Origin of the sequence: Pantoea sp. VS1 (genome assembly GCF_002207995.1) — a bacterium.
GTDB lineage: Bacteria > Pseudomonadota > Gammaproteobacteria > Enterobacterales > Enterobacteriaceae > Pantoea > Pantoea dispersa.
The window spans coordinates 1-21,789 of sequence record NZ_NHZE01000034.1 but is presented as its reverse complement, the minus strand read 5'-3'; the positions used below and the strand labels follow the sequence as shown (position 1 = coordinate 21,789).

Genomic DNA, 21,789 nt, shown 5'->3' with positions numbered 1-21,789 from the left:
AATAAAAGCCAGTAGTTGTCATAATAAGGCGGCCATAATGGCCGCCTGGAGAGCAGATTCTCTGTAATCAGCGGTTTTTACCCCCTCCCATCTGACCACTTTTCCCCTTGTTGCTGGATTTACCACTGTTACCTTTATTATTCCCGGATGCAGAGGACCCGGTATCCGGTGCGTTTAAACCACAGCCCGCGTGAAAGCTAGCCGAGGTAGTTGAGCCGCCATGTCCATCTTTAGACGTGGAAAAAGAACCACCAATAGAACAGCTGCCAATTGAAAACCCACCTGCGACTACATTCATTTCATTTAAAGAAAGTTCACGCATTATTATTTCTCCTAATTACAGTAGTTTGCGAATATAACGTGCTTTTTTCTCATTGAAACAACCCATTGAGAAGATGAATTGGCATAGTGTATGTTTGTTATGCCAAACTTTTTCATGTCTGCCGGAGTGTATGAAAACCATTTCTCCGGGAACTTATATCTATAATCAGATTTTAACTGAGGACAAAAAGACAGCTTATTGTCCACACCAATTTTTCTGTAAAACTCAATGTCATCTTTTTGTAACTTTTTAATTTCCCGAAGCGAGAAAAATTCACTCTTTGTTATGTTTCCAGATATTGCAATTTCTCTCTCAGGGCCGTTGATACCACCATGCCATAGAAGGTACGAATCGTTACCCAGATGTTTTTTCTTTCCGGCTGGAAAAATATAGTTAGCACAGGCAGAGGCGCAAACGCTGCGCACATCGACACTGATTCCATTTTTATATATATAATCACCTATCGCTAAAGCGTTCCTGGTATCACCGCCAATGCTATTTATAGATATCGTATTGATTGGGGAATTTCTGGCAAGCCTTAGGAATTCAGAATAAGATGTGCCTGTGATTTTTCCATCATAATAAATAACGCTCCCCTTAATATAGATATCGGGGGGGTCAGAAAGAACGCTGGCATCGGGGAGGTCTATCTCCTCATACGCCACACATGACGAAGAATTAAATATTAAAAAAAACATAGCTAATGAAGTAATTACGAAAGAACCACTTCTAAAAAAAGCTCTCAACTGTCCATGTGTCATTACTTTTAACTCCGTTTACACCCCTGAATAATTCAGAGCCCAGTTTCGTAACCCCTGAACATACATCAAAAGCGATAAGAGGAACGCTCTTGTCTTATGTAATGTAATGCCAACCTAAACTTGTTTTTAGTAAATATATGTAACTAAATATTTCTCTTGTGCAATTTTTTTGAAGGAGAAAGGGGGGTTTTGGCGATTTTTTGAGATTAAAATTTTAAATTCAATCATCGAAAATGGTGATGGTCATATCTGGTCGGACATGTAACGGTTAAGGATTGCCTGAGGATTGTGCTGTTTTAGCCCGTTCGTCACCGGGGATAAGTTTCTTCTTATAAATTATTAAGTTTTTCAAATCTATAGACTAATTACCTTGTTTAAACTTCCATTTTTCGATGACTCAATGCCTTAAAGACGAGTTTGATGTTTTTAAACCAATCATTTTAATGATAAACAGAAAGCATCATAAGCGCTTTTGATCTTCGAAAATTTTATAGACTATAGAGCGTGCAATACTGAGCTGATGAGAGATATTAGTTGCACCCATACCTCTCTGATGAAGTTCCATAACGGTATGCCTTTCTAAAGTGCGCTTGCGGCCGAATTTAATACCTTATAGCTTCGCCTATTGCCTCCCTTCAATTGTACGCTCAAGGATTCTCTTGTGCTCGGCCAGGGTTACAGCTGAAAGAATAGTGATAACCATTTTACTCATTTCCGCATCGGTACTGATACCGTCGTCAATAAACCGAAAGGATACACCCCGGGCGTCGAACTCTTTTATCAACTGGATCACGGTCAGAAAGGTGAGATAAGAAAGCGATATACCGACGGCCAGGAAGATCAACTGGGCGCACTGGGACTGGTCACTAACGCCGTCGTGTTAGGGAATACTATTTATATGCAGGCAGCCCTGGATCATCTCCGGGCACAGGGGGAAACGCTGAGTGATGAAGATATCTCACGCATCTCACCGCTTTGCAACGGGCATATCAATATGCTCGGCCATTATCCCTTCATACAGGCAGAACTGGTGACAAAAGGACATCTGCGGCCATTAAAAGAGGCGTCAGAGGAAGAAAACATTGCTTAACGTGAGTTTTCGTTCCACCGAGCGTCAGCCCCTTATAAAATGGAAAGAGATTACGCCACCCGGTTCTCTGCTGATCCTGCTAGTTTTTTCAGTTCGGAAAATCCTTCCGGTTTGTGTAAAAAAATAAAGAGTGCCGTGATTCACTCACTCCGTCCGAGCTTCAACACGCATCACCAGTTATCAGCTGATGTCATGGCCGTCCGGTGTCGGTTAGATCCGTTCTCAGAACTGCACTACCGGCTTACCTTTACCAGTGAGGCTATCATAATCCAATTCGGTTTTTCAGGTAGAAAGCCGAATGTCTTCGTGTCACGGCCCAACCCCATCATCCAGGCGAGCACACGTTAAAAACCACAGCATATTGCGGCGGGCGACCCGGCGCCGGAAGAAGCAGTGTTTGCGACAATCGCCACACATTCGGTTGTCTGGCTATTATTGTATAAATAACCGAATTTACGCAGGGCGCCGGGAGAATTACCGCGCGGGACTTCATCACTCCCCTGCCCTATCATAGCGATCATCATTCACCGCCGGGGGCCCACATGCACTCGCCATACCCAGAAAACGCGCAGACGCTGCTACGTGAAAATCCGGGCACATTACCCCGTCCGGCTTCACAGAATTCACACAGCGCCATCTCCCCGGTCATCGACTACCGGCTGGCGCTCGCCGTGCGGCGCGAGCTGGCCGGTGACGACAGCCTGCCCCGCTACCTGCTGGCGCCGGAGGTGGCGGTCCTGCTCGCGGCCGTTCCGGACCTGCACCGGCGGATGCTGTTTGAGTTTATCTGGAACACCGGGGCCCGCATCAACGAGGCGCTGGCCATCCGGCCGGATGATATCGTGCTGGACAGCGTCCGCCCTCACGTCCGGCTCGTGACGCTCAAGCGGCAGCGCAATCCCAGACCCGGTAAGCCGCCGCCCGGCGCGCAGCGGCGTGTGCCCCTGCTCGACGCGGGCTTTGTATCGCGGCTGCGCGACCACCTCACCACCTTCTGCCCCAACCGCCGCCGGCCGGTCTGGGAAGGACGCGGCGGCCGGCCGGTCACGGACGATACGGCGCGGAACTGGCTGAGCGATGCGGTGTCCCGGATCGCCGGGCAGGGGCTGTCGCTTTCGCTGCCTAACCCTACCCCGCACACGCTCCGGCACAGCTATGCCATGCATCTCCTGTACTGCGGCATTATGCCGACCGTGCTTCAGGGCTGGCTCGGGCACGCGGACTTCCGGAACACGCAGATTTACATCCGCGTACTGCACATGGAAGCGGCGGCGGCGGGCAGCCGGCAGGTCAGCTTCGGAATGGATCCCAGCGAGGCAGCCGGACTGCTGCGCCCCTGATGTTCTTAATGGTATAATTACACTGTAAATACATTTTTGTATTTACAGTGTAATTGCTTTGACTTTACCAGACCTCTCGTTTATAACGTCTCTTATCTTTACTTCGTAAATACATAAATGTAATTACTTTGTGTATACGTTGTGGTGTGTCACTCGGGAGGAAGAAATGATTATCATGATGGGATCGCCAAAAGGCGGCGTGGGTAAGACAACACTGATTGCAAATCTCGCATCGCTGCTGCTGTCGCGGGGGAAAAGCGTGACCGTGCTGCGTGCGGACAAAAACGACGAGCTGGCCGATTTCTTTTCCCGCCGCGAAGAGGCCGGCCTGCCGATGTGTCCGCTCCATTCAGCCTGGGGCGACATTTCGCGTGAGATGAAGCGCCTGCAGAAAATGTCCGACATAGTCCTTGTCGACACGGCCGGTCACGACAGCATGGAGTTCCGCAGCGCGCTGACGGCCGCTGACGTGCTGCTTTCCCCGGTCAGGCCGTCCTCGCAGGGGGAGGTTGACAACATGAACAAGGTCAACGAGATGGTCCGCTACGTCCAGGCGAACGAGAATCCCTCGCTGAAGGGATATTTTCTTTTCAACCGGTGCAAGCCAAAAGCCACGGACGCCATCGAACTCACGCGCTCTCTCAGCGAAGACCCGAACTGGATCCCGGCGCTGCGCACCTGGATTAACCAGCTCGACGTTTTTGAATCCGCGTTTAACCTGGGCGCCGGCGTCCACGACGTGAGCAGCGCCAGCAGCCTGACTAAAGCAAGGGCGCTGATCGAGCTGCTTGCTGACGAAATCGGCCTGTAATGCTGATGTAATTACGAATTATCTACAATGTATTTACATCATCCGGAGTGAGGAACCGTTCTGAGCGATGGACTTCTTCATCATCCGCTGACGCTCATTCCGGCGCTGCTTCTGGCTGGCGTTATGCGCGTAGCATCGCTTTTCAGAGCAGGAAGACTTCATCACCACGGGAGTTGTGCTCATCGCCAGAGGTATGCAGAACATGCGCGGCGAAAGGCGCAATACACCACGGACATGGGCGGAAGTGAACTCATGCGGACTGCGGAGCGTGAGTTTCGGTTGCGTTGGCCAGCTTCCTCCTCCCGGTTCCTGCCGGGCGGCTCATCCTGTGGGCTGCGGTGGCGCTTATGCATGACAGACATAATTGAAACGCTTTTACTGTCGATACAATGCATGTACAGTGTATGTACGATGTAATTTTCTGGAGATTTACATGGTTAAGTTAAAAACCCCCCTGAAATCCACATCGCCGGCCCCGGCTCAGGCAGCTGACCGGCTGGCTCCGGAGCCGCAGGTTTCAGCAAAGGGCAGCACAGCCCGCTTTATCAGACAGGGCGACAGCCGTCCATCAACAGGGACGCAGCCGACCAATTTCCGGCTGCCGACGGGTATCATTGACATGCTGGATGAGGAGGCGCAGGCCACCGGTCAGAACAAGACAACCATTCTGAAGGCCGCTTTACTGGCTTACTGTACCAGCATGGACCAGAACGAGAAAAACCGCTGGTTGCTTGAAGCACCGAAATACTGACATGCGGAACCCTGATTATCATTACCCGGTATGGGCATAATGAGTACACTCCGGGTTGATTAACAGATTTTGTGTTTACATTGTAAATACGTATATGTATTTACAGTGTAAATCTGTTTTTGTATTTACGCTGTGTCGTTTTTTCGTTGAATGGAGTGTCCGGGTGAGAATATCGCATTTTACCGGGGGCTTTCTGGGCCTCAAAAAGCTCAGCGATGCTGAACAAAAAAATATCGCCGAGTGGGGGTTTCTGCTGAGTGCGGTTTTTATCGTGCCGCTCTTCTTCCTGCCGCATGCCAGCGAACTGGTCAAAATCGGCCTGCAGCTGCTGTGGGGCGCCTGCGTGTCGCGCGCGGCGTTCATGGCCAATGCTACCTGGAAGAAAAACAGCTCACGCTGAAGAACACAGAAAAAACGGAGGTGCAAAGGTGGAAATGCAGAAATTACTGCAGCAGGCGCGTGAACATGGGATAAAGCTGTCAACGTTTACGCAGTCAGCCGACATGTTTAAGGGCAGGATGCGCAGGCGGCGTCCTGCGTTTGAAGACTGGATCCGTCAGCTTTCACGCAATGACAGGCTGCCTCGTGGTCGATACTTCCGCGGTAAGCAACCCGGCAGACCCCTGTATATTGTGGATGAGTTCTGGCACCGGTTTCCCTGAGTGACCGGGCGACAGGAACAAAACAATCCCTCTGCCTGAGCGCCCGATCAATGAAGTTATCAGTATACCCCGGTTATTGACCTGAAAGGCCCGGTCGTCCATAAAACCGGCGCAGCGTTCAGTGCCGGTGAATACCGCTGCGATCACCATCAGGGGGCGAACTGCGTCCCGGCGCATTGAACGTGATGGTGATGATCTTCCTTGCCAGTCCTTCCTCTGAAACGGCATCGTCCACACTGACATCACGAATCAGCGGGCTTTCCTCTTCTATATGTTGGGCAATATCCCGCAGCCACTCTGCCAGCATCTTTTTATCCATAGCTTTCTGCTCCACGGTTGTTCAGTTGTCATAACCCTGTCACAGCGAATAAAGGTAAACAGACCGGCCGCCTGAATCTCCGGTGGGTCGCTCAGGGCACGGTACCCCGTACGGAGCAGGATAACTGAAAACGCCTGACGCCGGGAGTAAAACTGCTGACCGGGCAGCGTAACGCACCGGCCACTCAGCCATCCTCTGACTTCACGTCATCTTCTGCATCCGCTCCCTTCACCGACGGTGAAGACGTACGTGCCGGCAGGGCAGGGCGGTCCGGGCTGAGGTAGTGCGCACGCACCCGGTCCGTGATGTCAGCCAGCAGCGCCGGCGTGGCGCCGAGGTACTCCACTGCCGCTTTACGGCCGTTACCGAGCTTATCATTGCCGTACGCATACCACGCGCCGGTCTTCGTCACGATTTTCGCGTCCACCGCCAGGTCCAGCACGTTGCCGGAGAAGTCCACGCCCTGACCGAACAGCAGCCGGAATTCTGCCTGGCGGAACGGCGGGGCAACCTTGTTCTTGACCACCTTCACCCGGATATCCTTACCGATGACGGCGTCACCTTCCTTTATGTTGCCGAAGGCGCGGACATCAAGGCGCACCGAGGCGTAAAACTTCAGCGCATTACCACCGGTGGTGGTCTCCGGGTTACCGAACATCACGCCAATCTTCATGCGCAGCTGGTTGATGAAGATGACCAGCGCCTGTGAGGCGCCGATGTTGCCCTTCAGTTTGCGCATGGCCTGGCTCATTATGCGCGCCTGCAGGCCAACGTGGGCGTCGCCGATTTCCCCCTCAATCTCGGCCTTCGGCACCAGCGCCGCCACCGAGTCCACCACGATGACGCTGACGGCGCCGGAGCGGACCAGGGCGTCGGTGATTTCCAGCGCCTGCTCGCCGGTGTCCGGCTGGGAAATCAGCAGGCTGTCGGTGTCCACGCCAAGCTCCGCCGCCCGCTTCGGGTCGAGGGCGTGCTCGGCGTCAATGAAGGCGCACTGTCTGCCGGCGCGCTGCGCGGCCGCGATGGCGTAGAGCGCCAGCGTGGTCTTGCCCGACGCTTCCGGACCATAGATTTCACAGATGCGCCCGTAAGGGAGCCCGCCCCCCGTGGCGATATCCAGCCCCATAATGCCGGTGGGCTGCAGCGCCACGTCGAGGCTGCGGTCGTCGCCCAGTCGCATGATGGCACCTTTACCGAACTGCTTTTCAATCTGCGCCATCGCGGCGACCAGCGCCCTGGCGCGCTCGTCCTGCGTGGCGGGTTTTACCGCCTTCGGGGCGGCGGGCTTTATCAGTTTCTTCTCCGTCATGAATACCTCCTCAGAACGCAATGCATGTCGTGCCGGCAGGGCGGTCAGCCCGGCGCGGTGCCTCGTGTGGATAAGCCGTTGACAGCATGAACCCGCTGCCAACCGCTTACCCACAGTCGCCATTTTCCGGTGGCGTTGCAGGGACGTCTGCTCACGCACAATAAGGTGTCATTTTTTCTTTTTTAAAACGTTAAACAGACCGGGTGCGGACCCGGCCTGCCTCAGCGCACGCGGGCCACCGGGATGTCTGACCAGCGCGTGGTCCACGCCGGCGACAGCATGTCGCGCTTCATCTGCCAGCCGGCTCCGCTGTCCGTTCCCCTTCCGGCAAACCACACGCGGCCCTTACCCGTGTGGTTAATGTGGTCCACTACCGCCATCAGCGCGGCGCTGTGCGGGCGGGGGCCGTCTTCTTCAAACAGGTTCAGCTGGCTCACCCCGTGCGGGGTAAAGTCGTCCAGCATGACGCCGGCCTTCATGTAGCGCCGGCCGTCCAGCCAGATGCGGTCCAGCGCGCGCAGCGCCGCCTTCACGATGTCCCGCGTGTCCTGCGTGGGCCGCGGCAGGGTTTCGCCCGCCTGGTTGCCGTAAAAAATCTCTCCCTGCGCGTGAGGTGAGGTGCGCACGAACACGCCCACGCGGCGGCAGTACTGGCGCTCCCCCCGGAGTTTCTCCGCCGCGCGCTCCGCGTGCTGACACACGGACGCCCGCATGGCACCGTACTCCGTGACCCGCTCCCCGAACGAGCGGCTGCAGACTATCTGCTGCTTTGCGGGCGGCATCTCCTCTAGGGGAATGCAGGCCTCGCCGTTGAGCTCGCGCACGGTGCGCTCCAGCACCACGGAAAAGTTTTTGCGCATCAGCGCGGGGCTGGCCTGCGCCAGCTGCAGGGCGGTGTCGATGCCCATGCCGTTCAGGCGCTTCGCGATGCGCCGGCCCACGCCCCAGACCTCCTCCACGGGCTGGCGGGCGAGCATCTTCTCCGCCCGCGCCCGGGTGGTGACGGCCAGCACGCCGCCAAACTGCGGCCACTCCTTGCCTGCCCACTGGGCGCTCTTGGCCAGCGTTTTGCTGGGGCCTATGCCGCAGCCCGTGACCAGCCCGGTGGTGGCCAGCACCCGGGCGCGCACGTGGCGGCCGTAGTCCTCAAAATCCGTGAGTACGTCCAGCCCGGTCAGGTCCAGAAAGCACTCGTCGATGGAGTACACCTCTGCGCGCGGCGCCAGCGACTCAAGGGTGCGGTGCATTCTGTCGCTGAGATCCGCGTACAGTGCGTAGTTTGAACTGAAGACGTGCACCTTTTCCGGAAAGTCCTGCGTGCGTATCTGAAACCACGGCACCGCCATTTTTATGCCCAGGGCCTTTGCGGCGGCGTTTCTTGCGATCACGCAGCCGTCGTTATTACTGAGCACCACGGCCGGCTGGCCGCGCAGGTCCGGGCGGAACAGCAGCTCACAGCTGACGTAAAAGCTGTTGGCGTCGACCAGCGCAAACATGGCCACGGCTCAGCGCCCCCGGGAGCGGGTGCCGTGGAAGAACCAGATCACCACGCCCATCAGCCGGAGCTCGTCCGGGTAAATCACCGGGTAGGCCGGGTTCATCGGAACCAGTGCCGGACGGGGGGTGAGCCGCAGGCGCTTCACGGTGAACTCACCGTCCACCTCCGCAATGACGATATCCCCCTCCTGCACCGTTTCGGCCCGGTCAACCACCATGACGTCCCCGTCGCAGAGCTCGAAGTCCTGCATGCTGCTGCCGCTGGCGCGCACGAAAAACGTGGCGGCGGGGCGGAGAATGCACAGTTCATTGAGGTCGAGTGCGTCCTCAACGTAGTCGGCGGCCGGCGAAGGAAATCCGGCCACACAGGCGTCGGAAAAAAACGGAATGGCCAGCGGTGCGCTGTCGGTGACCGGGCGCAGCAGCGCCAGGGGACCGCCGTTATGTCCGCTGTTCGGTACCGGTACAGGGAAACGCTTCATCAGGGCCTCATGAATGAATACTGTGTTTATATACAGTATCATGTATCTGCAGCACGTCTGCAAGTTCTGCCCGGGCATCAGCCCTCAGATGCCTGATATCCCGCCGGATTTTGTTTTCTCCGGCGAAGCTAAAGGGTGTCGCTTCGCTCCGCTGTTTCCGGCGTGCCGGCGGTGCCTGACGCCGGGGGGCGCTGGCGCGCCGGACCGGAAAACCGTCACCGCCCCCGGATGGCGCCGTGACTTCACGTTAGCCGGGGCGCTTCCCGGTCAAGGGTTCGTTTCACCTCCGTCGTCACCCGTTCCCCGCCGTGCGCGGGACGTTCAGTCCGCTCCGGCGGCGCGTGCGGCTTCCTCCCTCGCCCGTTGCCCTGTCCGCTCGCGGCCCGGCTGCTGTGTCGTCACGGCGCAGGAGCCGTGAAACCGTTAACTCAGGAGTAATTATGCCGAACTGGTGTGCAAACAGGCTGCGGGTGACCGGCCTGGCGGAGAATGTGAGTAAGGTGCGGGCGCTGATGCGGGGAGAGGTGCGCCCTCTCTACGCGCGTGCGGAAGGGCAGGGCATCCAGCTGTTTCTGGCGGGCTGCGCCGGGCTGCTGCGGCCGGTAACGGACGACACGTATGCGCCTTATCCGGCGCTGACTGCGGCGGGGCAGGGAGAGCACACCCCGGAAAACGCCGCGTTTACAGCGTGGCTCATGCAGCTGCGTGACGGCGGTAAGCGTCGCATACTGACCGTGTTGACACTCGCATGGAGGTGCATCAGCTCAGACTTTAGCTAACCGGTTTCGCAGATTGAGCTCAATTAAATCTGACAGGTGCTGATATGAGCACAGGCTGTGTGAAAACTCTAACGACAAATAGTCGGATGCACGCCTACGCGAGGACTGCGATTTTCTATTAGGTAAGATCTCACAGATTTAACCCAAATGCGCTTGCTTCGGTTCTGATTGGTTTTTTCCTTTGAGCTCATCCTGTTTTCACACAGCCTGAGCGTGAAGCGAACCTTATTCTGGCTGCTGGGTATGACTGCAATGTGGACGATTGTTTACCTTCACTGCTAAAAAAGTTTTTTCCGCAAAAAAGTAACCAGCTACAGACATTCCTTTAAATTATTAAAGATAAGATTTCTCAGCTAAACAGTAGGAAATTTAATCATTTACATTGCTCATAGAACCTGCTGCACTGCCGATAACATTCCTGTAATTTAATTTTACTTACGGGGAGCAATTATGTTGGGTAAATTATTTAAAAAACCACAGTCTGCACAAGAGGTCACTTCACCTGAACTGCAAGAGGTGATAGTTGAAGAATCACGGTCGCACAGCACGTTATCAGATCGTCTGGACAGTTTTTTGGCTCTGCTCCCAGAATTATTGTGGGTCTGTGAGGGGAAAGAAATCACCGACAGTACCCCGCTATGGATTTCATCTGCTGCGCCATTTAATTTGCCGCGTGTCAGCGGAGAAACCTTTACTCTCTCGGCACTTTGCGCGCTTGTCCACGATGAGGACAAAAGTCATTTCAGGCAGCTTTTACGAACAGCCCAAGCCCATACGTCTCCCGAAGTAACGCATAAATGCCGTTTTATGACGGCACACTGCAGTTATGAATGGTTTCAGGTAGCAGTAAAACGTGAACGCAGCGCTGACGGCCATAACCAGAGGCTGGCAGGTACGTTGTTAAACATCTGTGAGGAAGTTGCGCACCAAAGTGAATATGACATTGTCATGACCCGCTTCAACCTGTCGCGTGAGATGCTGAATGACGGGCTCTGGGACCTGCAGATTATCAATGGTGATCCGTTACATCCGAATAACGTTTTCTGGTGGTCTCCGCAGTTCAGAAAATTGCTGGGATTTGAAACGGTCGAAGAGTTTCCTGATGTCATCGACAGCTGGGCTTCACGTCTTCATCCTGATGACAGTCAGCACACGCTAGACGCCTTTATAAAACACCTTAACGACCATTCGGGCGCGACAGGATATGACGTTGAATACCGCGTTAAGCTCAAAAACGGCAATTACCGGTGGTTCCGTGCACGCGGTCAGACCCAACGGGATAAGGACGGTGTACCTTTGCGGGCAGTCGGTGCGCTAATCGATATACAGACGCTCAAGGATCAGGAAGTTCAGGCTGAACTTGAACGTCAGCGAAAAGATGAGGCGTCAGCATCTGTCAGTGCAATCGCTGAACTGGTCTCTGAAAATGCCAATATTGCTGCTCAGATCAAACTCATCTCGCTGAATGCCAGCATTGAGGCTGCCAGAGCGGGTGTGCAGGGACGAGGATTTTCTGTCATTGCCAGCGAAATTCGCGAACTGGCAGACAGAACCGCGGAGATAACTGAAAACATAAGCCGCCTGCAGGTCCGGCTGGATGCCTCCTCGCGCCTTTGATGATGGGCAATGAGCCATTTGATACAACAGGTACACTTTCTGCTTTGCCCCAGGCAAGTGTACTCTCAAATTAAAAGCAAACTGAATTTTTGGTTTGCTCAGGTTGGCTCCATCACTTCATAGTCTAGATTGCCCGCTTCCGGGAGATAGCGACCTGTCAGATTAGATTTAACTCTGAGCATAGCTGTGTCAGCTCAACTCTGAGCTGAACAGCTATGTGAGATCGGTTTTCCATGGCAGCAAATCTTGCAGCCGGTTCACAGGCCATTCCTGGATATGACCCAGGACATAACGCAGCCATACCTCAGGATCTACGTCGTTAAGCCGGCAGGTGCCTGTAAGGGAGTAAAGCACCGCGGCCCGCTCACCACCGGTGTCCGAACCGGCAAACAACCAGTTCTTCCGGCCCAGGGCAACACCGCGCAGCGCGTTCTCCGCGATGTTGTTGTCAATTTCCGCCCAGCCATTCCGGCAGTACAGATTCAGTGCATCCCATTGCTTCAGAAGGTACGCGAAGGCTTTCGCCGTATCCGAATGTCGCGACAGCACCGTCATCTGCACCTGAATCCAGTCGTACAGCGACTGCATCAGCGGGATGGTTTTCTCTCTCCTGGCCGCCAGCCGTTCGCCTGCGGGGCTTCCCCTTATTTCCGCCTCTATGGCGTACAGTTCAGCGATGCGCCGGAGCGCTTCGGTGGTGATGCCGGTCGGGGTCCGGACATGAACGTCGTGGATTTTTCGCCGGGCGTGTGCCATGCAGGCCGCTTCCGTGATGCGGCCGTCTTCGTACAGGGCGTTGTAGCCCCCGTACGCGTCCGCCTGCAGGATACCTCTGTACCCGGCAAGATGCTGTTGTGGATGTACGCCCTTCCGGTCCGGCGAGTACGCGAACCAGACCGCAGGCGGCAGCTGCGAACCGGCGTTGCGGTCATCCCGCACGTACACCCACAGCCGGGCCGTGCGGGTTTTACCGCTGCCCGGCTCCTGAACCGGCACCGGGATATCGTCGGTATGCACCTTGCCCGGCATCAGCACGTACTGGCGCAGCAGGTCGTACAGCGGCTCCAGCAGTTCGCTGACCGCCCCGGACCAGCGCCCCAGTGTGGCGCGGCTCAGCTCCACGCCCTGACGACTGTATATTTCTGACTGGCGGTAGTGCGGCATGTGCTCCGCAAATTTCGCCGTGACGATGCGTGCCAGCAGGTCGGGGCCCGCGTAGCTGCGCTCTATGGGTTTTGACGGCATGGCAGCCTGAACGATATGGTCGCACCTGCAGCAGGCCAGTTTTGGACGCTGCGTTTCGATAACCTTAAAGGCGCTGCTGATGAGCTCCAGCTGTTCCGACACGTCGCAGCCCAGCGCGCTGAGCTCTCCGCCGCACGCCGGACAGGTGGTTTCTTCCGGAGTCAGCGTGCGGGTTTCGCGGGGAAGTGAGGCCGGCAGCGGTTTGCGGGCGGAAGACTGGCGCAGCGGCTGCGGCAGTACCGGGTCATGCTGCTCGCCCAGCACCTCTGCCATCTCCTCCTGAAGGGCGCTGATGCGTTCTTCTGCCTCCCGTATCTGGCGCTGCGTTTTGTCGCTCAGCTTTTCGGAGCTTTTGCCGAACTGCATGTGCTGCAGCTTCGCAACCAGCGCTTTAAGCCGGCTGATTTCGCTGGCGTACGCCGCCACCCGCTGTGACAGGAGGCGGTTATATTCGGCCATCCGCTCAAGGCTTCGCTGCTGCGCGTCCAGCAGCGCCCTGAGCCGGGCGTTTTCCGCAGTAAGTGAGCGTTCCATGCGTTCACATTACGCCGGTTCAGATGCGCAGGCCAGGAGGATTTATCCGCTGCGGATGCTTCCAGTTGATGCCTTCCAGCAGCATCGCCAGCTGGGCCTGGGTCAGGTGCACCCTGCCGTCCCGGTTCACCGGCCAGACAAAGCGGCCCCGCTCCAGGAGTTTGGTGAACAGGCACAGGCCGTCTGCGTCGGCCCAGAGAATTTTTACCATGTCGCCGCGCCGGCCCCTGAAGATAAACAGGTGGCCGCTGAACGGGTCGGCACGCAGCGTATTCTGCACCTTTGCGGCCAGCCCGTTGAAGCTGCAGCGCATGTCCGTCATGCCGGCAACCAGCCAGATACGAGCGCCCGCCGGAAAGCTAATCATACCTCACCCTCGCGGAGTTCACTGACCAGTGCCCGCAGCAGCTCCGGCGTCACGGGGCCCGTCAGGCTCAGGGTGCCGCCCGGCAGCGTCAGCTTACAGCTGATAACGGGGGGGCGAATCCGGCGTGCCACCGTTCTGCCTGACCGGAACGGGAAAAGACTCAACCGTAACGGGTATTACCCCGGCGCGCGCGGCGGGGTCCAGCAGGCCCTGACGGTGAAGATTGCGCCAGTTAAACACCAGGTTATCGTTGACGCCGTGCTCCCGGGCCAGCTGCGCCACACAGGCGTCCGGCTGCAGGCTGAGCTCCGCCATGCGGATTTTGAACTCCAGCGGCCAGTCCGGTCGGCGTTTTTTGACAGGCAGGTTTGTTTCAAGATTAAAGGCGTAAAGCTCTTCCTCCAGGCGTTCAGGCGTGTAGCCCTCTGGCAGCGGCCAGTTAATACCTGTGCGGCGAAAACGATTGAACATTTTATGCGTTGCAGAGGGACTGATATTCAGCTGCTCTGCGATTTCACGGTAAGTCAGAGCATCGTTAAACCGCAGGCTGAGTGCGGTAGTGATCCAGGGTCTACTGGTGTAAGGCGTGTTTCTGTCCACGGTAGTGTCCATGTTCGCGAAAGTGTCCATCGTAGGAAACACGGCCAGAAATGGAAGACGGTCTGAGTGTGACGCTTACCCCCGACCGGCGGCATCCCTTAAGTTGACGATAAGGATGTCGCTTCGCTCCGCCTCTTTTGCCGCTTCCCGTCCTCTGGCCGGAAAACGGCAGATGCAAAGTGCCGTGCCCTCACGGTAGCCGGGCCGCTTCGCCTGCAAGCAACTGTGTTGGTACACGAAGCGACCGGAAAAGTTTTTATTCTTATCACTGCGCACTCCAGCTTAAGCTGGTTCAGTAGAATGCCTTAAAAAATAACTTACCGGGCGTAAGTTTCAGCGTGACGGGGCCGATAAATGTACTACTGTCCCCCTGAGGTTAAACCCATGTTAAAAAATACGCGAATAACAACCCTTCTGCTGATTTCCGGGCTCATCCTTTTTCTGGTTTTTACGGCCTCATCTCTGCTCAGTGTAAAGTATTTGAACCGCAGCGCCGAATCGCTAAAAAACCTGAATCATCAGGTATCCGCCACGCTCGGCGTCGCCGACACCACAAACTGGATGCGCACGGCGCGCACCACGCTGCTGGCCGCCGCGGTTCAGCTTCAGAACAGCGGTGTAACCCCGGATGCTGCGCTGAAGCGCGCCCGCTGGCGGTTCGACGGTGCGCTGGACTATATGCGCGCCTACCAGGCGGCCCCCAAACTTCCGGGCGAGGACGTTCTTGCAAAAGAACTGGCGGAAAGCTACGCCGGATATACCGGCAGCATTGAGAAGCTGTTTACGGCACTCGGGAACCGCGACGTGCAGAAATTTCTGGCGCTGTCAGGTACAGAAGTAGTGGCAGCGGATGAAGCCTATGACATCCCCCTGGTCAAGGTCATTAACGTTAATAAAGCAGCCGCCGCCGCCATTACTGCGCAGGCGCAGACGGACACGCACATTGCCTATGCCGCCATTGCCGTCTCGGCACTGACGTTCATTCTGTGCGCACTGACCGTCGCCATGCTGCTCAGAAAGGTACTCATCAGGCCGCTGCAGCGCGCCGGTGAAATCACCTCCGCGATAGGGCGCGGAGACCTGACCTCGTCTTTCCCGCCTCCGCGCAGGGATGAGGTGGGTAAAGTGCTGAAGGAGCTGCAGCAGATGCAGGATAACCTGAGCGTGATGGTGGGTGAAATCAAGGGCGGTGTCAGCCAGGTCAGCCGGATTACCGCGCAGATAAGCCATGACAACCTGAGTCTGGCGGCCCGTACCGAGCAGCAGGCGGCGGCGCTGGAAGAAACGGCTGCCAGCATGGAGCAGCTTTCCTCAACCATTACCCTGAACGCGGATAATGCCTCTGCTGCCAGTACGGCCGCCCGCGCGGCATCGGATACCGCATCAGCGTGCGGCGCGGTCATGCAGGACGTGGTGAATACCATGAGTGGCATCAGAAGCAGCTCTGCGTCCATCAGCGAAATCACATCGGTGATAAACGGTATCGCTTTCCAGACCAACATTCTTGCCCTGAATGCCGCCGTTGAGGCAGCCCGTGCGGGCGAGCAGGGACGCGGATTTGCCGTGGTGGCTAATGAGGTCCGCACGCTTGCCCAGCGCAGCACCCAGTCTGCACGAGAGATTGAAAAACTTATTGCTGAGTCGGACGCAAGCGTCAGGCAGGGTGTGGAGAAGGTGGCGCAGGTGTCCGCCACCACGGACAGGATTATTACGGACGTGGCGGGCGTTACCTCACTGATGGGCGAGGTCGCGGCGGCCTCGTCCGAACAGAGTAAGGGCATCCGGCAGATAGGCACGGCCGTTACCGAAATGGACAGCGTAACTCAGCAGAACGCGACCCTGGTGCAGGCCTCGGCAAACGCGGCAGGACAGCTGGAAGAACAGGTCCGGGTTCTGGACGCGACGGTGGCCAGGTTCAGGCTGCACGGGCAGGAAGCAGTGCAGATGAAGGCGGAACGTGTCAGGGCTGAAAATCCGGCCGCTGTCTCTCCGGAGCATCGCACCCATTCAGCTGACTGGGTGAAGTTCTGACACTGCTTCATACCCTGCCCTGCAGTCTGACTGCAGGGCAGGGCTGCTCATTTTCATAAGCGGCAAATTACTTCCGGAGTTCAGGCTCAAATGCATGAAAAATATAAGCACGTCACTGAAATCAAGGCGCAGACGGACGCGCTCCTCACGCAACTCAGCGAAGGCGAATACCGGTCGCTGGATACCTGGGCCAATAACCTGGCGCACCTGAAGGTGGCATTCTGTTCGTTCGGACCCTACATGGCCGACGCCAGCTTTCTGGCCTGGCTGAAGCAGCACGATGCCGTCATGCTATCAGAAATCGCCATGACCGGCCGGGCGCTGATGGCCCTGCAGAACTTTTTCAGGGTGGCATCCACATTACCTTCAAGCGTTAATCTGAATTTATTTTATGACTGAGCCAGAATAATCAGGATGGCGCAGAATGGTCCTCCCAGTACGTTCCGCTCCTGACCATGGCGTTGAGGATGGTCAGCAGCTTGCGCATGCAGGCGACCAGCGCCACCTTTTTCGCCTTACCTGCCGCGACAAGCCTGACATAAAAGGCCCTGATTGCCGGATTAAACTGAATGGCGGTTACTACCGCCATGTAAAGCGTGCAGCGCACGCCGGCCCTTCCGCCAAAAATCGTTCGTCTTCCCCGCATTTTTCCTGAGTCTCTGTTAACGGGGGCGACACCGACAAGCGCGCTGATTTCCCGGCGGGTCAGGGTACCCAGCTCCGGCAGTTCGGCCAGCAGGGTGGCGGCGGTGATTTCCGCCACGCCCTTCACGCTGGTCATCTGGCGGGCCTGATCGCGGAAATGCTGCCGTACCTGACGATTCATCATGCGGGTCACAAGAGCAAGTTCAGCCTTAAGGGCCGTCATGACCCGCCTGATACTTTCACGACCATCGGGGTGGGAGGGGTAAAGCCGGTTGCGTTCCGCAACCAGCATCTGATTCAGCTGACGCCGTCTGACCACCAGAGCCGTCAGCGCCTGCCTGGCCGCATCAGGCATAAGCTTAATGTAGCGGTTGCGGTCAGGGTGGCGGTCAATCACGCGCGCCAGCTGTGCAAGCACAGCAGCATCCAGGCGGTCCGTTTTCGCCAGATGTCCCATAGCACGGGCAAAATCGCGCGCCTGCCGCGGGTTAATAATGACCACGTCAAAGCCCTCTGATTGCAGAAAGCCCGCCGCCTGCGCCTCAAGTCCGCCGGTGGCTTCCATCAGGATCAGTGAAATGCCAGGGCCGCGGAGCCTGTCCGTAATCTCTGTAAAACCTGCTCCGTCATTGCTGACGGTGAAAGGCGTCATTCCTTCTGTTCCTGCCACATCCAGCGTGGCCTTTGCCACGTCAATACCCATGCACTGCAAATCCGGCTGACTCATGGTGCCCCTCCTTACGATACGAATTCAGGTTCAGACAACTGTCCGGGCTGATGATGAATGGCTCAGCCCGTGCGCATTCGCTTGACGGCGGGCTCAGGTGCCCCGGAAGCTTCCCGTGCTGCACGGACCTCGCCAGACCTGCATAGTCAGTTTAGATATTTCCCGGCATATAAGGGAGCTTCGCCGCCATCCTTGTATGTTCAAAGCAGAACCGGGAGAGGTATAAACTTATCCTGTTTTTTTACAGATGCTGTAGCACGATCGACATCCATGGATTAACAAGCCCGCGGGTGAGCACTATGCGCAGCATCATCTTCAGCTATAGCCCGAACAATTGCCTGGTGCTTCAGAAGCCCGAATCTGCAAGGCAGGCAGAACTGAAATGAGCGATAAAACAACTGTTGGTATTGATGTTTCGAAACTCGGTTTAGATGTCTTTATTGATTCCAGTGAACGACTGATACATCTGGAGAATTCTGCCTCCGGCATCGTCCAGCTGCTGAAGGAGCTGGAAGGCCTCCATGTATCAGGAGTTATAATGGAAGCCACAAGCCGGTATCACTTTCTTGCGGAATCAATGCTGATTTCAGCAGGTTTGCCTGTTGCTGTCATTAATCCGCGACAGATAAAGAATTTTGCCCGGGCAATGGGAAAGGTGGCAAAAAGCGATTCTATTGATGCCAGGATAATCTGCGAGTATGGTCGTCGTATGAAACCGGAATTCAGACCTGCCAGAGACAAAGAGCTTCAGGATCTGGCACTGCTTATCACACGGCGACGTCAGCTGGTACAGAATCGTGTCATGGAGGCTAACAGGCTGCAGGAGAAAAGCGGGTTCTATATTGAGACGGGTATTGCGGAGCATATCGCCTGGCTTAACTTACAGATTGCTACTCTGGATCAGGAAATAAAATATCAGCTTAATCAGAATGCTGCGCTATCTACAAAACGTAAAATGCTTGAAAAAGTTAAGGGCATTGGTCCAGTAACTCAGGCTGCTATCCTGAGCCAGCTTCCTGAACTCGGACAACTGTCACGCAGGCAGATTTCGGCGCTGGTTGGTGTATGCCCGTATGACAGAGACAGCGGGCAGCTTCGCGGTAAAAGAGTTATCTGGGGCGGCAGGTCCGGCTTACGGGCAACATTGTATATGGCGATGCTTTCAGCGATTCGATATAAACCTCAGATTAAAGACTTCTATACATCACTCATTGCACGTGGAAAAGTAAAAAAAGTTGCGATTACAGCCTGTATCAGGAAGTTCATAACGATACTCAATGCTATGTTCAGGGACCAAAGGGATTGGATAAACAGCTGATGAGATAATTTTCGATTCTGGACGAAGCAGACGATACGTAACACCGTTCAATCTGGACGAGGCTTTGTTGAATAAATCTCACCAAGCGAGTTCAGGCAGTAAAACGATTACTTATCGGCGGCAGGACTAAGACAAGCCCCGACCTTATTTATCTATTAATTACCAGCCTGACGCTGAATATTTAGCGGGTAGGAAATAGAGACATATTAAGTTAACCAGCCAAAGTCACTAAAGGATAGTTTAGGCCGGTAACGAGTACAGGTTGACTCAAGGGCTCAGTTTCCATCCCATCAGAAGAAGTGTCTACAGGAACGATTGGAGAGAATTTATAGCCGCGAAATTAATAATATGTAACGACCCGAGAGTTGTGAATTATTACTGCAACACATATAAAATTTCCGTATAAATTGATTATATTGCATGGGTTTATACAGCGTCAACCGGTTGATATAATATTTTTGAAATGTATATAAAAATCAGAGGATAACGCATGTCAAAACAAGCAGTCCCAGCCAATTCAGTCACCGAAATCTTAGAGGCATTAAGCCAAAACGATATAGTGGCGCTTTGCGATGGCGCTCATGGCTGTCTGGAAGCCCATAAACTTCGAATGGCTTTGATTAATGATCCAAGGTTTCCAACCACAGTGAATAAAATTGTCGTGGAATGGGGAAACTCGTTGTATCAGGACACGATGGACCGCTTCCTGAATGGTGAAGATATTGCAGCCTGCGAATTAAGAAAAGTTTGGCAGAATACCACTCAGCCCCACGATGTATGGGATAAACCGATATTTGAACAATTCTTCCAAGAAGTCAGAAAGATTAACAGCTGCCTCCCCCGAGATCAGCACATTCGGATAATATTAGGAGATCCACCAATCAATTGGTCTAACATATCGTCATCTGCTCAATATCAGGATGCTGTGAGATCTCTTGAAGACCGAGACTTCTCTGCTGTTAGAATCATCCAGAGAGAAGTAATTGATAAGTGCAGTCGCGCTCTGGTTATATATGGAGCAGGACATTTTTTACGTCAAAACTTCTACTGGAAATATTCCGATGCTGATGAAGCTAAGCGCCTGTTTGAGGAGCCGGCAAACACGATTGTGTCGTTGCTGGAAGAGCGCGGCGCCAAGGTCTATTCCATCTGGAGCGCGGTGCATGCCGACCTGTCTGAACTCCAACGGAGTGTAGCGGCATGGCCAACCCCAAGTCTGGCGCACTTAAAAGATACAACCCTTGGGCGAACGAACTTCAGTGCATATTACCCGCAGCCAGCATATGTTCTAAAAGATGGTGTAAGGGAGAAAATCTATCAAGACTCAGAGCTTTCGCCAAGCATGCAGGAACAATTCGATGCCGTTCTTTACTTTGGCCCACCTCAAACCTTGACATGGAGCGAAGTTCCCGTTTCCTTATCCCGTAACGATGAGTACCTAAAAATGAGAACTGATCGACTTAAATGGAGCGGCCTGGAAAAACTGCTAAGTACTTCGTGATCCTGGAAGTTGTTGATTTCGACGTGGGAAACCCCAAAAAAGTGGCGATAACAGCCTGTATCAGAAAATTTGTTACGATACTGAATGCGATGTTTCGCGATCAAAAGGACTGGGTATACAGCTAAAGAGTTAACTTACAATTTTAGATGAAGTAGACAGCAGCTTCTATAAAGAGGTACTGCGGTTATCTTAGAATAGATATAGCGCCTGAATTGTTGGATGGTGCTAACACCGTGCATTGCATGTTACGACGACTTTTTGTGAGCCCATAATGCGGTTGCGGCGTAAGACTTCCATGCTTCTTTACGTACGCCATCCGGTGAAATATGGATGCCTGATGATAGCCTAGACCTCATGCTTTTTTGGGCTACTGCTGTCCCCAAGTAGGCAACGCCATTGCTGGCCAGGAATATCAACTGTCTAGGCTTAGATTTGAGTCTGTAAAAACTGGGGCTTTTGCCCCAGCATCATTGACCTGCCCCCAGTATTAGATACAACCTTCAGTTAGTAATGTCGGTTAATTTTTCTTCATGCTTCCCGTTTCGCCAGCCTGCTGCAAATTCAGATGGCGTCTGGTAATTCAGCGATGAATGAGGCCTGGACTCGTTATAGTCCTGCCGCCAGTCATTAATGATTTTCCGGGCATGAAGCACATCGCTGAACCAGTGCTCATTCAGACATTCATCCCGAAAGCGACCGTTGAAACTCTCAATAAATCCGTTCTGCGTTGGCTTGCCCGGCTGGATTAAGCGCAACTCAACACCATGTTCAAAGGCTATTGAACCAGCGCGCGGCAGGTAAATTCCGGACCCTGCTCGGTTCTTATCGTCTCAGGATAGCCACGAAACAGCGCAATGCTGTCCAGAATACGCGCGACCTGAACACCTGAAATTCCGAAAGCGGCGGTGATCGTCAGACACTCCTTGGTGAAATCATCCACGCAGGTCAGGCACTTAATCCGGCGGCCGCTGGCAAGTGCATCCATGACAAAATCCATCGACCATGTCAGGTTCGGCGCATCCGGGCGAAGAAGCGGAAGCCGCTCCGTCGCCAGTCCCTTGCGGCGTCGCCTGCGTTTTAC

At 54.8% G+C, this 21,789-nt stretch carries 19 protein-coding genes and 4 pseudogenes; 11 read left to right on the top strand and 12 right to left on the bottom strand.

Translation table 11 applies throughout. The annotated features are described in order from the left end of the window. Positions 1-67: 67 nt before the first annotated feature. The 3 genes and pseudogenes from CBW22_RS26055 to CBW22_RS26700 all read right to left on the bottom strand — a co-directional run. Positions 68-322 (bottom strand): hypothetical protein, encoded by a 255-nt coding sequence (locus CBW22_RS26055; protein WP_141097320.1) that lies wholly within the window; start codon positions 320-322, stop codon positions 68-70. A gap of 11 nt (positions 323-333) precedes the next feature. Continuing rightward, complete coding sequence (locus tag CBW22_RS13195) at positions 334-1,083, bottom strand: hypothetical protein (protein ID WP_088516914.1); 750 nt, start codon at positions 1,081-1,083, stop codon at positions 334-336. A 460-nt stretch (positions 1,084-1,543) separates the two neighbouring features. After that, a pseudogene (locus CBW22_RS26700) lies at positions 1,544-1,876 on the bottom strand (recombinase family protein); the annotation flags it as partial. Here CBW22_RS26700 and CBW22_RS13180 point away from each other — a divergent pair. The 5 genes and pseudogenes from CBW22_RS13180 to CBW22_RS13160 form a co-directional block, all read left to right on the top strand. Next, positions 1,874-2,173, top strand: a pseudogene (locus tag CBW22_RS13180) (Tn3 family transposase); the annotation flags it as partial. The pseudogenes CBW22_RS26700 and CBW22_RS13180 overlap by 3 nt on opposite strands. A gap of 542 nt (positions 2,174-2,715) precedes the next feature. Then, the gene (locus tag CBW22_RS13175; protein WP_088516912.1) at positions 2,716-3,513 is read left to right on the top strand and encodes a tyrosine-type recombinase/integrase; all 798 of its coding nucleotides are present in this window, start codon (positions 2,716-2,718) and stop codon (positions 3,511-3,513) included. A gap of 166 nt (positions 3,514-3,679) precedes the next feature. Then, on the top strand, positions 3,680-4,324 hold the full coding sequence (locus tag CBW22_RS13170; protein ID WP_088516911.1) for a ParA family protein: 645 nt from the start codon (positions 3,680-3,682) through the stop codon (positions 4,322-4,324). A gap of 433 nt (positions 4,325-4,757) precedes the next feature. After that, on the top strand, positions 4,758-5,075 hold the full coding sequence (locus tag CBW22_RS13165) for a stability/partitioning determinant (RefSeq protein WP_088516910.1): 318 nt from the start codon (positions 4,758-4,760) through the stop codon (positions 5,073-5,075). A gap of 163 nt (positions 5,076-5,238) precedes the next feature. Next, positions 5,239-5,475 (top strand): hypothetical protein, encoded by a 237-nt coding sequence (locus CBW22_RS13160; RefSeq protein WP_088516909.1) that lies wholly within the window; start codon positions 5,239-5,241, stop codon positions 5,473-5,475. Positions 5,476-5,855: 380 nt separating this feature from the next. On the opposite strand, the gene CBW22_RS13150 is transcribed toward CBW22_RS13160, so the two are convergent. From CBW22_RS13150 to umuD, 4 genes are all read right to left on the bottom strand, one after another. Beyond that, positions 5,856-6,056: a hypothetical protein gene (locus tag CBW22_RS13150; protein WP_088516907.1), complete on the bottom strand. Its 201-nt coding sequence runs from the start codon at positions 6,054-6,056 to the stop codon at positions 5,856-5,858. 184 nt (positions 6,057-6,240) lie between these two features. Next, positions 6,241-7,365, bottom strand: a complete 1,125-nt coding sequence (gene recA / locus CBW22_RS13145; RefSeq protein ID WP_088516906.1) for a recombinase RecA — start codon at positions 7,363-7,365, stop codon at positions 6,241-6,243. Positions 7,366-7,586: 221 nt separating this feature from the next. Continuing rightward, a complete protein-coding gene (gene umuC / locus CBW22_RS13140; protein ID WP_088516905.1) occupies positions 7,587-8,861 on the bottom strand; it encodes a translesion error-prone DNA polymerase V subunit UmuC in 1,275 nt (424 codons plus the stop codon). A gap of 9 nt (positions 8,862-8,870) precedes the next feature. Beyond that, complete coding sequence (umuD, locus tag CBW22_RS13135) at positions 8,871-9,344, bottom strand: translesion error-prone DNA polymerase V autoproteolytic subunit (RefSeq protein ID WP_088516904.1); 474 nt, start codon at positions 9,342-9,344, stop codon at positions 8,871-8,873. 440 nt (positions 9,345-9,784) lie between these two features. Here umuD and CBW22_RS13130 point away from each other — a divergent pair. Both CBW22_RS13130 and CBW22_RS26905 read left to right on the top strand, forming a co-directional pair. Next, positions 9,785-10,057: pseudogene (locus tag CBW22_RS13130) on the top strand (DUF1281 domain-containing protein); the annotation flags it as partial. 516 nt (positions 10,058-10,573) lie between these two features. After that, the gene (locus tag CBW22_RS26905) at positions 10,574-11,740 is read left to right on the top strand and encodes a PAS domain-containing protein (RefSeq protein ID WP_088516903.1); all 1,167 of its coding nucleotides are present in this window, start codon (positions 10,574-10,576) and stop codon (positions 11,738-11,740) included. A gap of 213 nt (positions 11,741-11,953) precedes the next feature. Here the strand turns inward: CBW22_RS26905 and tnpC are convergent, their stop codons facing one another. The 3 genes from tnpC to tnpA form a co-directional block, all read right to left on the bottom strand. Further along, positions 11,954-13,519: an IS66 family transposase gene (gene tnpC, locus CBW22_RS13120; RefSeq protein ID WP_088516902.1), complete on the bottom strand. Its 1,566-nt coding sequence runs from the start codon at positions 13,517-13,519 to the stop codon at positions 11,954-11,956. A 19-nt stretch (positions 13,520-13,538) separates the two neighbouring features. Further along, positions 13,539-13,886, bottom strand: coding sequence for an IS66 family insertion sequence element accessory protein TnpB (gene tnpB, locus CBW22_RS13115; RefSeq protein ID WP_088516901.1), 348 nt, complete (start codon positions 13,884-13,886; stop codon positions 13,539-13,541). 93 nt (positions 13,887-13,979) lie between these two features. Continuing rightward, a complete protein-coding gene (gene tnpA, locus CBW22_RS13110) occupies positions 13,980-14,486 on the bottom strand; it encodes an IS66-like element accessory protein TnpA (RefSeq protein ID WP_176428121.1) in 507 nt (168 codons plus the stop codon). Positions 14,487-14,870: 384 nt separating this feature from the next. Here tnpA and CBW22_RS13100 point away from each other — a divergent pair, with 384 nt between their 5' ends. Continuing rightward, positions 14,871-16,517, top strand: a complete 1,647-nt coding sequence (locus tag CBW22_RS13100) for a methyl-accepting chemotaxis protein (protein WP_088516899.1) — start codon at positions 14,871-14,873, stop codon at positions 16,515-16,517. A 90-nt stretch (positions 16,518-16,607) separates the two neighbouring features. Then, a complete protein-coding gene (locus CBW22_RS13095) occupies positions 16,608-16,916 on the top strand; it encodes a hypothetical protein (RefSeq protein WP_088516898.1) in 309 nt (102 codons plus the stop codon). 10 nt (positions 16,917-16,926) lie between these two features. On the opposite strand, the gene CBW22_RS13090 is transcribed toward CBW22_RS13095, so the two are convergent. Beyond that, complete coding sequence (locus CBW22_RS13090; RefSeq protein ID WP_088516897.1) at positions 16,927-17,889, bottom strand: IS110 family transposase; 963 nt, start codon at positions 17,887-17,889, stop codon at positions 16,927-16,929. Between the two features lie 382 nt (positions 17,890-18,271). On the opposite strand from CBW22_RS13090, the gene CBW22_RS13085 reads away from it, so the two are divergent. After that, on the top strand, positions 18,272-19,207 hold the full coding sequence (locus CBW22_RS13085; RefSeq protein ID WP_088516896.1) for an IS110 family transposase: 936 nt from the start codon (positions 18,272-18,274) through the stop codon (positions 19,205-19,207). 490 nt (positions 19,208-19,697) lie between these two features. Beyond that, entirely contained in the window at positions 19,698-20,708 is a 1,011-nt protein-coding gene (locus CBW22_RS13080; protein ID WP_088516895.1) for a hypothetical protein, read from the top strand. A 500-nt stretch (positions 20,709-21,208) separates the two neighbouring features. Here the strand turns inward: CBW22_RS13080 and CBW22_RS13075 are convergent. Further along, positions 21,209-21,789: pseudogene (locus CBW22_RS13075) on the bottom strand (integrase core domain-containing protein); the annotation flags it as partial.

What these genes read in the sequence shown, in the direction of transcription:
- CBW22_RS13085 (WP_088516896.1), top strand. Translation starts at nt 18,272, where the DNA reads ATGAGCGATAAAACAACTGTTGGTATTGATGTTTCGAAACTCGGTTTA.
- CBW22_RS13175 (WP_088516912.1), top strand. Translation starts at nt 2,716, where the DNA reads ATGCACTCGCCATACCCAGAAAACGCGCAGACGCTGCTACGTGAAAAT.
- CBW22_RS26055 (WP_141097320.1), bottom strand. Translation starts at nt 322, where the DNA reads ATGCGTGAACTTTCTTTAAATGAAATGAATGTAGTCGCAGGTGGGTTT.
- recA (WP_088516906.1), bottom strand. Translation starts at nt 7,365, where the DNA reads ATGACGGAGAAGAAACTGATAAAGCCCGCCGCCCCGAAGGCGGTAAAA.
- umuD (WP_088516904.1), bottom strand. Translation starts at nt 9,344, where the DNA reads ATGAAGCGTTTCCCTGTACCGGTACCGAACAGCGGACATAACGGCGGT.
- CBW22_RS13080 (WP_088516895.1), top strand. Translation starts at nt 19,698, where the DNA reads ATGTCAAAACAAGCAGTCCCAGCCAATTCAGTCACCGAAATCTTAGAG.
- CBW22_RS13170 (WP_088516911.1), top strand. Translation starts at nt 3,680, where the DNA reads ATGATTATCATGATGGGATCGCCAAAAGGCGGCGTGGGTAAGACAACA.
- CBW22_RS13195 (WP_088516914.1), bottom strand. Translation starts at nt 1,083, where the DNA reads ATGACACATGGACAGTTGAGAGCTTTTTTTAGAAGTGGTTCTTTCGTA.
- tnpB (WP_088516901.1), bottom strand. Translation starts at nt 13,886, where the DNA reads ATGATTAGCTTTCCGGCGGGCGCTCGTATCTGGCTGGTTGCCGGCATG.
- umuC (WP_088516905.1), bottom strand. Translation starts at nt 8,861, where the DNA reads ATGTTTGCGCTGGTCGACGCCAACAGCTTTTACGTCAGCTGTGAGCTG.
- CBW22_RS13090 (WP_088516897.1), bottom strand. Translation starts at nt 17,889, where the DNA reads ATGAGTCAGCCGGATTTGCAGTGCATGGGTATTGACGTGGCAAAGGCC.
- CBW22_RS13095 (WP_088516898.1), top strand. Translation starts at nt 16,608, where the DNA reads ATGCATGAAAAATATAAGCACGTCACTGAAATCAAGGCGCAGACGGAC.
- CBW22_RS26905 (WP_088516903.1), top strand. Translation starts at nt 10,574, where the DNA reads ATGTTGGGTAAATTATTTAAAAAACCACAGTCTGCACAAGAGGTCACT.
- CBW22_RS13150 (WP_088516907.1), bottom strand. Translation starts at nt 6,056, where the DNA reads ATGGATAAAAAGATGCTGGCAGAGTGGCTGCGGGATATTGCCCAACAT.
- CBW22_RS13165 (WP_088516910.1), top strand. Translation starts at nt 4,758, where the DNA reads ATGGTTAAGTTAAAAACCCCCCTGAAATCCACATCGCCGGCCCCGGCT.
- CBW22_RS13100 (WP_088516899.1), top strand. Translation starts at nt 14,871, where the DNA reads ATGTTAAAAAATACGCGAATAACAACCCTTCTGCTGATTTCCGGGCTC.
- tnpC (WP_088516902.1), bottom strand. Translation starts at nt 13,519, where the DNA reads ATGGAACGCTCACTTACTGCGGAAAACGCCCGGCTCAGGGCGCTGCTG.